The 11094-nt window shown below is 68.4% G+C and carries 9 protein-coding genes and 2 pseudogenes; 4 read left to right on the top strand and 7 right to left on the bottom strand.

Annotated features, from left to right (window positions below):
- Positions 1-13: 13 nt before the first annotated feature.
- Complete coding sequence (locus tag R6V09_RS34390; protein WP_442810207.1) at positions 14-415, bottom strand: DUF6745 domain-containing protein; 402 nt, start codon at positions 413-415, stop codon at positions 14-16.
- Between the two features lie 263 nt (positions 416-678).
- Between R6V09_RS34390 and R6V09_RS34380 the strand changes: the two are divergent.
- A pseudogene (locus R6V09_RS34380) lies at positions 679-850 on the top strand (IS5/IS1182 family transposase); the annotation flags it as partial.
- Between the two features lie 37 nt (positions 851-887).
- Here R6V09_RS34380 and R6V09_RS34375 read toward each other — a convergent pair.
- Entirely contained in the window at positions 888-1793 is a 906-nt protein-coding gene (locus tag R6V09_RS34375; RefSeq protein WP_317885380.1) for an NAD-dependent protein deacetylase, read from the bottom strand.
- A gap of 198 nt (positions 1794-1991) precedes the next feature.
- Between R6V09_RS34375 and R6V09_RS34370 the strand changes: the two genes are divergently transcribed.
- From R6V09_RS34370 to R6V09_RS34360, 3 genes are all read left to right on the top strand, one after another.
- Complete coding sequence (locus tag R6V09_RS34370; RefSeq protein WP_317885379.1) at positions 1992-2393, top strand: hypothetical protein; 402 nt, start codon at positions 1992-1994, stop codon at positions 2391-2393.
- A gap of 435 nt (positions 2394-2828) precedes the next feature.
- The gene (locus R6V09_RS34365; protein ID WP_317885378.1) at positions 2829-3383 is read left to right on the top strand and encodes a GNAT family N-acetyltransferase; all 555 of its coding nucleotides are present in this window, start codon (positions 2829-2831) and stop codon (positions 3381-3383) included.
- 680 nt (positions 3384-4063) lie between these two features.
- Complete coding sequence (locus R6V09_RS34360; protein WP_317885377.1) at positions 4064-5068, top strand: chitinase; 1005 nt, start codon at positions 4064-4066, stop codon at positions 5066-5068.
- Between the two features lie 650 nt (positions 5069-5718).
- Here the strand turns inward: R6V09_RS34360 and R6V09_RS34355 are convergent.
- From R6V09_RS34355 to R6V09_RS34335, 5 genes and pseudogenes are all read right to left on the bottom strand, one after another.
- Positions 5719-6463, bottom strand: a pseudogene (locus R6V09_RS34355) (ISAzo13 family transposase); the annotation flags it as partial.
- Positions 6464-6628: 165 nt separating this feature from the next.
- Positions 6629-7813, bottom strand: a complete 1185-nt coding sequence (locus R6V09_RS34350) for an IS701 family transposase (RefSeq protein WP_317885376.1) — start codon at positions 7811-7813, stop codon at positions 6629-6631.
- 223 nt (positions 7814-8036) lie between these two features.
- Positions 8037-8819, bottom strand: a complete 783-nt coding sequence (locus R6V09_RS34345; RefSeq protein WP_317885375.1) for an SDR family oxidoreductase — start codon at positions 8817-8819, stop codon at positions 8037-8039.
- A gap of 87 nt (positions 8820-8906) precedes the next feature.
- A complete protein-coding gene (locus R6V09_RS34340) occupies positions 8907-10598 on the bottom strand; it encodes a 3-hydroxyacyl-CoA dehydrogenase family protein (protein WP_317885374.1) in 1692 nt (563 codons plus the stop codon).
- Between the two features lie 26 nt (positions 10599-10624).
- Positions 10625-11094: zinc-binding dehydrogenase (locus R6V09_RS34335; protein ID WP_317885373.1), on the bottom strand; the 470-nt coding region annotated here is incomplete at its 5' end.

Genomic DNA, 11094 nt, shown 5'->3' with positions numbered 1-11094 from the left:
CGAGCCCACCGGCTCACCGGCGCGGTCCGTCGGCGCCACCTCCGCCGGACATCGACCGCGCCGTGATCGGCAGGGCGCGCGCGGTGCCCCGTCCGGGGAGGGCGGACGGTACCCGTTCCACGACACCTCCCGCGAAAATGTCGTACAACGGCAGCGACTTCAGGTGGACATGGCCGATGCGGCAGTCGCAGACGGCCGGCGGACACGCGCGCCGGCGCAGCGCCGCCCGATGGGAACCGTCGTACAGGTTCCCCAACTCGTCGCGGACGATGTGGCGGCGGCGGACCGTGGCTACGACCGCTACCTCGTCGGGGCCACCCCCAGCTCTGGCCGTGCGGGTCGACGGGGGCACTCGCAGCCAGTAGGTGCGGTGAGTGCCATCGGGTTCCGGTGTGGAGTTGAGAACCTCCACCATGACCACGGCTTTCGGCCTGGACGCGAGTGCGTACGCACCGGAGCGGCAGACCGGAGCGGCCGACCTGAGAGTCCGCTGCCCGGCTGCTCGGCATCCTCTTGGCTGCGTGGATCGGCGAGGCCCTCGCGGCGGACTGGCCCGGCCTGACCGGTTTCGCCCGCGGCCTCGTCGGCGATCTCGATGGTGTCGCCGCTGGACTCACTCTTCGCCTGAGTTCCGACGGCACGCGAGGCGCCGTAAATCGCATCGAAGAGATCAAAGAGCTGCGGCTGGTCACCGATTTGGGCGGCCGGCCCCTGGGGCTCTCACCCGCGCTGCCGACCCGAGCCCACGACCTGCACCCCCGCCCGGCTTCCAAGGATCATCCGCACCTGCGCGCGCCAGGGCGTCCCCGTCCCCTTCCTGGCCGATCTCGCCTACCAGGGCGTCGGCCCCTCGGCCATCCGCGGTGCCTTCGGCCGAATCAGAGTGATCAACTGCCGTCTTCCGGCTGATCGTCGAGCGGGACACCCAGTCGTTCGGCCACGGCGGTGAGCGCCGACCCCAGCGGCAGCTCGACGCGGGCCACGGCATGCACGTCGCCCCGGGTCGGGTCCCGGTTGATGATCAGTACGGGCTTGTGGGCCCCGGCCGCCTGGCGCACGAACCGCAGCCCGGACATCACCGTCAACGACGAACCCAGGACCAGCAGGGAGGATGCGTCCCGGACCAGCTCACGGCACCGCTCGACCCGCTGTGGCGCCACGGACTCGCCGAAGAACACCACGTCCGGCTTGAGAACGCCGTCGCAGACCGCGCACGACACCAGCCGGAAGTCGGCGACCTGGTCGTCGGTCAGGTCCGCGTCACCGTCAGGATTCAGGCCGGCGGCCACCGGCCGGTAGTCAGGATTGGCTGCCTCCAGCCGCCGAGCGAGATCGCTGCGCGGACTGAGGGCGCCGCACGTGAGGCAGACGACTCGGTCCAGGCCGCCGTGCAACTCCACGACGCCCTCGCTGCCGGCGCTCCGGTGGAGCCCGTCGACGTTCTGGGTGATCACCCCGGCCAGCAGCTCGTGCCGCCCGAACGCGGCCACCGCCCGGTGCCCCGCGTTCGGGCGGGCGCGGCCGAAAACGCGCCAACCCAGGTGACTACGCGCCCAGTACCGGCGCTGTGCCTGGGCGCTGCCGACGAAATCCTCGTAGAGCATCGGTGTGTGCCTGCTCAGGCTTCCGCCCTCGCCCCGGTAGTCGGGAATGCCCGACTCCGTGGAGATGCCCGCGCCGCTCAGCACCAGCACACCACCAGCGCTCAGCAGGTCGGTGACCACGCCCAGATCTGTGGTGCCCGGAGGGAGGTCCCCAGGTGGGGTCCAGCTGAGAGTGGGACGCATGCGCATTCCGCCAGGGTACGGAAGCCGGCGACCGCGTGGACCGGCGCCGAGGCCGGGGATCGATTCCTCGTGCAGGGCTCTGAGAAGTTCTGAGGTGCGTCGTTTCCCTCTGCCCGTGATTCCCACGGTGGTCTGGGGCAGAGGCAATGTCCGGCGGGTGGCCGTCCGGACTGTCAGGCGCATTCGGGGCTCAGCCTGGTGACCGTGCTGGTGTCGAATCCGGATCCCGCCGACGTCGGCGAGGACGCGGTCGTCTCCGCGTACACGCGCGGGGGTGTGCACGCGGCGTCCTGCGGCAGCATCCGTCCCGACGGCGCGATCGAGGCCGTCGGTCGTGGGCTCTGGGCCGACGCGGTGGTCGTCACCCCGTCCTTGTACGGCATGTGCGTCCGCACGGACGAGCCGTGCGAGATCTGCGACGTACTGGCCGAGTTCGCCCGCGCCCGCGTCGGGGCATTTGTTCGTGCCGGGGGTCGCCCCCTGGCCGGCAACGACGTGCTGCCGCTTCTGGTCAGCGGGCTCGTGTCCGGCATCGACGTCGCCCGCTGCCAGGAGATCTTCGACTACGCGGCGTATGAATACAGGGACTCCGTCGGCCACGGATGACGGCATGCGCGCTGGGTGTGGAACTCGACTACGTCCAGCAGCTGTTGGAGCGCTGCCGCCTCCACGCGTCGGCCGTCACCGACATTCTGGAGGAGTCCGCACTCCGGTCGGCTCGGTCCGCGTCCGCCCACCGGTGGGCGCTGTGCTCGGGTGCCGCGAACCGGCGGGCGGGTGGACAGCAGGGATCGTGGGGGGGGCAGGGCTTCGTGAGGAGGCGGGGGCGTACGAGGGCTGCTCCGTCGAGGTCGGTTCCGCTCGTCCTGCGCTGCGGCGACTTCGACCTCACCGTCCACGACCCGGAGCTCTTCCTCAATGGCACCTGCGCCGTCTCTTTGCCGACATCGTCCAGACGGCCTTCACCCACCCCTGAACCGCTAGTGGGCGAGGCCGTATATCCGATTGCCGCAGGTCGTCCCGCTCGGATAGGAATCTCGCATGCTGAAAGGTGACAAGGTCGGGCTCAGGGCCCGGAACGAGGACGACATCCCCATCCTGCAATCGGAGCTCCACGACGACGTGGTCACCCAGGCGCGGGCCAATGGTCGGCCGTGGCGGCCGATCACGCCCGGCTCCAAGGACTCGCCGTTCGCGGTGGATGACAAGGAGCGGGGGTATGCACCCTTCTCCGTGGTGGACTTGGAGTCCGGCACCCTGATCGGCAGCGCGGTGTTGTGGGGCATCGACGACCACAACCGGACCGCGCACATCGGTCTGGGGCTGTTGCCCTCCGCCCGTGGTAGGGGTTGTGGCACCGACGTGGTCGCGGTGCTGTGCCACTACGGCTTTGTCGTCCGCGGCCTGCACCGGCTGCAGATCGAGACACTGTCGGACAACGACGCGATGCTGCGTTCCGCCGAGCGCAACGGCTTCGTCCGCGAGGGGATGCTGCGTTCGGCGGCCTGGGTGATGGGGGAGTTCGTCGACGAGGTGCTCCTTGGACTCCTGGCCGAGGAATGGAAGCCGGACTCGAAGAACAGCGCTGGTATCTGACCGCAAGCGTGTCCGACCCCGACCCCGACTCCTGTCCGGACGGAAGTTCGGACGAGCTGGATGTCTGAGCCTTCGCCGTGACGGAGACCGGCGCCCGCTCGTGGGCGCTGGTACGGCGCGGCCGGTGGGAAGCCGGTCATACCCGGCGACGGCGACGGCAGTGCCAGGGCCGTCCCGCCACCGCGGAGGCCTCTCCGCACGCCCGCTTCGGCGGGACACTCGCGCTGCACTGTTGCCGAGCGGGTCCCGTCCTGTCGCCCGGGAATGCACGGTGGGGCGGTGTGGTTGGAAGGATCGTGGGAGTGGAGGGGACAGTGTCCCCGGGCCTCACCTATTGCCTGCGGGGACGATCGTCCGGCTGAAGCCCCGCAGAGCACATCGCCGCGTAGGCGACCGCCCTCCATTCCCGCAACGCGCAGACGCGGCCCCGAGTGCTTCGATCGCCTCGGGGCCGCGGTATGTCCTCTCCTCTTCCGGGATCGACTGACTTGTCCAACTGGCCGTCGGCGCAAGGGCGTAGCGTCCGCCTGTTGTTGCCGCGGGGGTTGACGGGCGTATTGGTCTAGGCCTTAATGGCTTCAGCCTGTTCACGTGAACGGAAAATGTTCATGGACATGAACAGGCGTGATTTCCTCTACCCCCCCACCAGCGCACTGGGTGTGCTGCGTCTTGGAGGACTCATGCGTCGAAAGAGCAACTGCACACTGGCCGTTGCCGTGACCGCCGGCGCGGCGGTGGCAGCCGTCCTCGCCCCCTCGGCATCCGCCGCCCCGACAGCGGCGAACCCCGGGCCCGGATTCCCCGCCCGGTACTCGGCACCGTATGCCGAGACCTGGAACTCCCCGTCCGCCCTCGCCAACGCACGCAATGCCACCGGTCAGAAGTACTTCACCCTCGCCTTCGTCATCGCCGGAAACGGCTGCAACGCGACCTTCAACGGCGACACGTCCATCACCGACTCCTCCTGGACCGCCGCCATCAACTCCACGAGGGCGGCCGGCGGCGACGTCATCGCCTCCTTCGGCGGCGCCTCCGGCACCGAACTGGGCGTCGCCTGCACCTCGGTGTCGTCCCTCAAGGCCCAGTACAAGCGGGTCATCGACAGCCTCAACCTCACCCGCGTCGACCTCGACATCGAGGGCTCGACCCTCAACAACACGGCTGCCAACGACCGGCGCAACAAGGCCCTGGCACAGTTGCAGAGTGAGTACGCGACAGCGGGACACCGGCTTGACGTCCAGTACACCCTCCCCGTCGACCCGACCGGCCTGGAGCAGAACTCCATCAACCTGCTGAACAACGCCAAGAGCAACGCCCTGACGGTCAATCTGGTCAACATCATGACCATGGACTACGGCCCGGCCATGGACATGGGCAAGGCGGCCACCGACGCGGCGACCGCCCTGCACGACCAGCTGGGCCGGATCTGGACGACCAAGAGTTCCGCACAGCTGTGGGCCATGGAGGGGAACACCCCCATGATCGGCGTGAACGACACCACATCCGAGGTGTTCAGCACCGCCAACGCCACCACACTCGCCAACTTTGCCGCGAGCAAGGGCATTCAGGAGCTGTCGTTCTGGTCGCTGGGCCGGGACAAGGCCTGCGCCACCAATGGCCAGCTGTCCGACACCTGCAGCGGCACGTCGCAGAGCGCGTACCAGTTCACCCGCACGCTCCACTGACCCGGCCCAGGCGATGCACACGGCACCCGCGAACAGGTCCACGGCGGCGTGAGACACACCGGCTCAAGGCCTGCACCGTCCAGCCCCGTCTCCACTTCCTGCACGCCGTGCAGGCCATCGAGGTCAAGCGCCGCACCCGTTGCACGGCCAACAAGACCACCGTCAAGACGATCTACGAGGTCACCCGCCCCGCGCCCACGAACAGAGACCACCCCGGGACGGATCACGACCGGCGCCATGCTCACGCCGGTCCCCGGGCCTGTGGGCGCCCCCGTGGGGCAGGCGCCGTGCCGGACGGCCGCTCCCGGCTGATCGAGCCAGTCGGTGCGGGCGGGTTCGGGCAGGTCTGTGCTGCGGTTCCTCTACACCACTGCTGCACTGCAATGCAGCGGGAAGGCGGGATCAACGAGGCGAGGGGGACCGGCAACTGGCCCTGTGTCCTGACGGACGAACCCGGATAATCGTCTTTTCCCTGCATCGCTCGGTCGGATTGAGGGCGGCGACGGCATCGTTGAGGGTCGAGACATTGCCGATGTTCGTCCGCAGCCGCCCGTCTCGCACCCGCTGCACGATCTCACTCAGTCCGGCACGATCGGCCTCGACAACGAAGTCCACCGCCAGGCCGGCAGCGGGCCGCGCCTCGACAGAGCCGCCTGTGGGTAGGCAGTCCGGCTCAGGCGGTGCCACCAGCGGCGGATCGACTCGACCGCGAACGTGGCGGTGTCGTGATCGGTGCCGACGTTGACCCAGCCGACGTTCACCACGACGTCGGAGATCCCGTAGGGGACGGTCCTGCCCAGCTGCGGGTCGACGAAGTCGTGCACGTTCACCGGCACCGGCTCACCTGTCGGCCGCCACTGGCGGCCGTTGTTCTTGAACTCGCCGACGAGGTCCTACTTCTTGGTGTCCACACTGATCACGGGCTGGCCGGTGTCCCGATGCGCGCGGGCCTGCGCGTTGAGATAGCGGAACTGGGCATCGAGGTCCAGGTGCTGGCTGCCCTCGATGGTCTTGGCGTTGGCCTGCAGGCCGAAGCCTTCCTCCCGCAACAGGTCGGCGACGGCGTCGCGCTGATGCGGTGCCCGGCCCGGGTCAGCTCCTGGGCAAGCGTGCGGGTGGACGTCACCGTCCACCGCAGCGGCGACATCGGATCACCCCGCGCATCCGGTTCGACCAACGCCAACAGTGCAGGCCGCAGCCCCGGATTCAGATCCACGACTCGTTTACGGCCCCCGCCAGGACGACGCACCCGCCCAACGGCTTCTCACCGGCCTCGAGTTCGAACACGCCCTTGCGGACCGTCGTCTCGCTGACCGCAGCGGCCTGATCCGCGGCCCGGACAGCGCCGTGTCCCAGCGCCTGAGCCTCCGCAGCCATCAACAGCCGTCGCCGGCGCTAGTACTGCAACGGTCTTTGCCGTGACTGCTGGCCAGTTTCAGGGGCTGTGTCCCCGTCGTTTGTAGTGGCTGATGCGGGCTTGATGTTGGCGTATGCGGCGCCAGGTTGACCAGTTGAGGATGTGGTCGACGGGTGGGGGCCGGCGGTCGGTGAGACGGGCGATCAGACGTCTGACCTCGGCGAGGCTGAGGTGGATGAGCTGGGAGGATCCGTTTCTGCTTTGTCTGTGTCGAGTTGGCGGGCGCGCAGGACGGTCAGGCAGGCGTGGACTGCCATGGCCAGGGTCATGTGGCGGTGCCAGCCGGGGTAGCGGCGGACCTGGTAGTCGTCCAGACCGCATTCCTGTTTCGCGGTCTGGAAGCATTCCTCCACGGCCCAGCGGCTGCCCGCGATGCGGATCAGTTCATCAAGGGTGGTCTCGGCCGGGCAGTAGGCGATGTAGTAGGAGATCGCCTCGGGGCGGCTGATGCTGCGGCGCGCGATCACCCAGTGCCGGCGGTCGGCCCGGTGCCAGGGGCGGACCTCGACCCGGGCCCAGTCGAAGATTCGCCGGCCGTGGGCGCCGTCGCCGCAGGAACGGCGTTTCCACTTCTGCCGGGGCAGGCCCGGGAACAGGTCGTGGACCGGGTGGTCCAGGGCCCAGCGGGTGACGACGGTGTCGTGGCGGGTGGTGGCCATGACGTGGAAGACATCGGCCTGTTCAAGCTCGAAGCGCCAGCCCTTGGAGAAGCCGTAAGCGGCATCCGCGGTCACCCAGGTGAAGGGGATCCTGTCCGCGATCGCCCGGCGGACCATCGCCTTGGCCATGGCCACCTTCGTCTCGAAGCCGATGCTGTCCTCCACGCCGGCCCGTCGGCACCGTTCCCGGTCATCGGTCCAGGAAGTGGGCAGATACAAGCGGCGATCGATCAACGTCCGCCCGAGCGAAGAGGCATAGGCAAGGAAGACGCCGATCTGACAGTTCTCCGTCCTCCCGGCCGTACCGGAGTACTGCCTTTGCACGCCAGCCGAACGGATGCCCTTCTTGAGGAACCCGGTGTCATCGACGATCAGCACGGCGTCCCGATCTCCGAGGTGTTCGACGACATAGTCACGGACGTCGTCCAGGACCTCGTCGGCGTCCCACTCGATCCGGTTCAGCAAACGATGCATGCGGTCGGGACCCGCGTGACCGGCTTCTTCCGCGAGCGTCCAGCCGTTCTTCCGTTCCAGCGGAGCAACCAGCCCCCGCATATAGGCCAACGCCGACTGACGCGGCTCCTCCCGGTTGAACCGGTGCACGAACCGCTCATGCACAGCGCCCAGTTCACCGGCCCACAACCTGACATCAGCAAGGTCCCCACCCATAACCACGCCAACGACCGAACTGGCCAGCAGTCACGGCAAAGACCGTTGCAGTACTAGTCCGGATGCGGGAGCAACACCGTGAACTTCACGGCGAGTCCCGCTGGGGCCGTGGTTGCCGGGCCGGGACGCCTGGGCGCGGTTCCGCCGACCGTCACCGGCGACCCGTGGCGCCGCGATCGGGGCATCGGGTCGTCCGTTTCAGCTGGTCACCTGGGCCGGGCCGTCAGGCCTTTGCCGATCGGCCACCGTCGATCGTGACCACCGCGGCGTTGATGTACAGCGCCTCGTCGGACAGGAGGAAGGCGACGGTGGCGGCGACCTCCTCGGCACGACCGAACCGTTTCGTCGGGACTTGGTCGAGGGCCTTGTCGATCTGCTCCAGATTGTTGTCCCGGGCGCTCCGCAGATGCTTCTCCATCATCGGGGTCAGGATCGAGCCCGGGGCTATGGCGTTGACGGTGACGCCGTACGGGCCGTACTCCACACCGGAGTTGAGGGTCAGGCCGACCACCCCGTGCTTGGCGGCGTGATAGTCGGACCCGGCGCCGTTGGCACGGATGCCGAAGAGCGAGGTGGTGTTGAGGACCCTGCCGTGGCCCTGCTCGCGCATCACCTTCAGAACGTGCTTCAAGCCGAGGAAGACCCCGGTGAGATTGATCGAGATGTTCCTGGCGAATTCCTCGGTCCGGATGTCCTCAGTTCGTCTGGGCGTAGGCGGGACGCCCGCGTTGTTGAAGAAGGCGTCGATCCTGCCATGGGCCCCCAGGGTTTCGGCAACGTACCGCTCGACCCCCGCCTCTTCGCTCACGTCCGCCACGACCGTCAGCACCTCGGCGTCGGAGACGGTCTTCCGCACCTCTTCGGCGGCGTCGGCGAGGCCCTGTTCGCTGATGTCGACCAGGACCAGCTTCGCGTCCTCGGTCGCGAGCCGTACCGCGGTCGCGCGGCCGATACCGGAACCGCCGCCGGTGATGAGGACGACCTTGTCGGTGAACCTTTTCCGCATGCCGCTACAACCTCCTGTGCCGGGTTTCCGCGTTGTTGGTCGTGGTCGTTGCGCTGCCGCGTGAGGCGACGTCATGTTCCGGGGAGCTCACCCGGTGGCCCGTAGCCCCTTTCGGTTCTTCCGCCCCAGTCGGCCGCCCGCCACGAGCTGTTCGAGGACGGGGGACGGCACGAAGTCCGGCTCACCGAACGCCTTGTACAGCTCCTGCTGGATGTTCAGGGAGACGTCCAGTCCGATGGCGTCCAGCAGCGCGAACGGACCCATGGGGTAGCCGAAGCCCCGCTCGACAGCCGTGTCGATGCCCTCGATGTCCGCGTCGTACCGGTCCAGCAGGGCCAAGGCCCGGCCGAGGTAGGGAAACAGTAGGTAGTTGACGATGAAGCCGGCCCGGTCCCGGCTGTCGACCGTCGTCTTACCGAGGCGCTCGCAGACGGCTTGTGCGGTGGCGGCGGCCTCGTCGCTGGTGGCCTGGGTACGGACGAGCTCGACGAGCCTCATCACCGGCGCGGGGTTGAAGAAGTGCATCCCGACCACCTGGGAGGGGCGACCGGAGGCCTCAGCACAGGCGGTGACCGAGAGGCTGGACGTCGTGGTCGCCAGCAGCGTGCCCGGGGCGCACACCGCACCGATCCGTGCGAACACCGCGCGCTTGACGTCGAGGGACTCCGCCACCGCCTCGATCACCAGGTCGCACTCGCGCAGGGCAGCGAAGTCGTGGGTTCCGACGAGTAACTCCAGCGCCGCGGCTTTCGCCCGTGGAGCGACCTTGCCCCGGAGGACGTTCCGTACCAGCGACTTGCCTATCCGCTCCAGCGCGTCGAACGACTTCTCCGCGTCGCGCGCGACCAGCACCGTCGAGAAGCCCGCCACTGAAGTGGCCTCGGCGATGCCGTCTGCCATCGTCCCTGACCCCACCACACCGATGCGTCGTACGCAGGCCGCTTCGCCGGGAGGCGGGGCGGAAGGTCGAATATCCACCGGCTTTCCGAGATCGTCGTACGTGTAGAAGCCGCGTCCACACTTACGGCCCAACCGGTCTTCCCGCACCAGCCGCACCAAGGCAGAAGCAGGGGCGAAGGAGTTGTCGCCGGTGCGGGCCCACAGGTCTGAGAGGACGGACAGCGCCGAGTCGAGGCCGATGCGGTCGAGCAGCTCGAACGGCCCGTTCGGCAGGCCGCACCCCAGACGCATGGCGGAGTCGATGTCGTCCCGACTCGCCTCACCCCGCTCGTACAGTGCTACGGCGCGGTTGAGATACGCGTACACCAGGGCAGTCGCGTCGGCTCCGTAGCCGGTGCCCACCGTCACTGAGGTCAGGCCGATCCGGGCGATCAGTTCGTCGACGGTGGCTACGGTGTTCTTCGAAGTCATCGCCGTGCGCACCGGCTCGACCGGTCCTCCGGGCAGCGGAGGGGCCAGAAAACGCAGACCCATCATCTCGCCAGGGCGGCCGGACGCAACTGCCAGCCGTGTCAGCGGCAGGGCAGCGGTGGTGCTGACCACGACCGTAGTGTCGGTGCAGACGGTGCGGAGGCGGTGCAGCACCTCGGTCTTCAGGGCTTCGTCCTCGGTGACGGCCTCGACAACCAGGTCGGCCCGGCTCACCTGCGCGATTTCCTCGGTGAGGTGTAGGCCGGCCGAGCCGGTCGGCGACGGTCGCTTCCGCACCCGGGCCAGGACGGCGGGATCGGCGTCGACTCCGATCACCTCATGACCGGTTTCACGCACAATGCCGAGCAAGGCCTCACCGACCGAGCCCAGACCGACGATCCCGATCACAGGGCTCCCTTGGGTCCAAGGGCGTGTCACCATCGCAGAGCCCTCTCCTCCTGCTGAGAGGCGTCGGCCGGCCTCCGGAAGCGGTTGATGGCGTCGATGTGCTTGGCGCGTAGTTCCTCGTCGCGGACGCCGAGGCCTTCCTCGGGGGCGAGGCACAGGACGCCGACCTTGCCCTGGTGGAGGTTGCGGTGGACGTCGTAGGCGGCCTGTCCGGTCTCCTCCAGGGAGTACACCTTGGAGAGCGTCGGGTGGATCTTGCCCTTCGCGACCAGCCGGTTGGCCTCCCAGGCCTCGCGGTAGTTGGCGAAGTGCGAGCCGATGATCCGCTTCAGGGACATCCACAGGTAGCGGTTGTCGTACTCGTGGTTGAACCCGGAGGTCGAGGCGCAGGTGACGATCGTGCCGCCCTTGCGGGTGACGTAAACGCTTGCGCCGAAGGTCTCGCGGCCGGGGTGCTCGAAGACGATGTCCACGTCCTCGCCGCCGGTGAGCTCAC

The sequence above is a fragment of the Streptomyces sp. W16 genome (genome assembly GCF_033194735.1).
In the GTDB taxonomy this organism is placed as follows: domain Bacteria; phylum Actinomycetota; class Actinomycetes; order Streptomycetales; family Streptomycetaceae; genus Streptomyces.
This window is presented reverse-complemented; position numbering and strand designations above follow the sequence as displayed.